Annotated in this window: 1 protein-coding gene; it reads left to right on the top strand. The window is 55.4% G+C overall.

The features are described from left to right. Positions 1-101: 101 nt before the first annotated feature. Positions 102-779, top strand: a complete 678-nt coding sequence (locus EUU23_RS13950) for a DJ-1/PfpI family protein (protein WP_160354778.1) — start codon at positions 102-104, stop codon at positions 777-779. Positions 780-809 lie beyond the last annotated feature (30 nt).

Genomic DNA, 809 nt, shown 5'->3' with positions numbered 1-809 from the left:
GCCTTAAACGGCAGGAATATTCGGCGGCTGCGGAACAAAGCTGATGGCCGCGGCTTGTTCCTAGCGAAAGTGCGGCACGCCTGCGCCGATGGAGATTGACAGTGAAAGTTCTTATGATCCTCACTTCGCACGACCAGCTTGGTGATACTGGTAAAAAAACCGGCTTTTGGCTGGAGGAATTTGCCGCGCCCTATTATGTGTTCAAAGACGCCGGGGCCGACATCGTGATTGCGTCACCCAAGGGAGGGCAACCACCACTTGATCCAAAGAGTGCCGCACCGGATGCCCAGACCGAGGCGACCAAACGGTTCAGAGCTGACGTCGAAGCGAACACTGCGCTCGCCAATACCCATAAACTCGCTGACTTGGACGTAGCAGATTATGACGCGGTATTTTATCCTGGCGGCCATGGCCCCCTGTGGGATTTGACGAATGACGCCCATTCGATCGCCTTGATCGAGAATGCGATGGCAACCGACAAGCCAGTCGGCCTGGTCTGTCACGCACCTGGTGTCCTTAAGAATGTGAAGGCGCTTGACGGATCGCCGCTTGTGCGGGGTCGCAAGGTGTCAGGGTTCACAAATGGTGAGGAGGCTGCCGCTGGCCTTACTGAGGTTGTACCATTTTTGGTGGAGGATGCTTTGACGGCAAACGGCGCCCTCTACAGCAAAGGACCAGACTTTAGTCCTTATGCGATAGAAGACGGGATGTTGATCACCGGTCAGAACCCGGCCTCGTCCGAACTCGTTGCAAAGCTGCTTCTCGCAAAACTTCAATAGGAGCGCCTCCATGTCCGTGACCGAAATAAA

This window comes from Sphingorhabdus profundilacus (genome assembly GCF_009769755.1).
In the GTDB taxonomy this organism is placed as follows: Bacteria; Pseudomonadota; Alphaproteobacteria; order Sphingomonadales; family Sphingomonadaceae; genus Sphingorhabdus_B; species Sphingorhabdus_B profundilacus.
The sequence above is the reverse complement of the archived record's forward strand: the minus strand, read 5'-3'. Positions and strand labels throughout refer to the sequence as shown.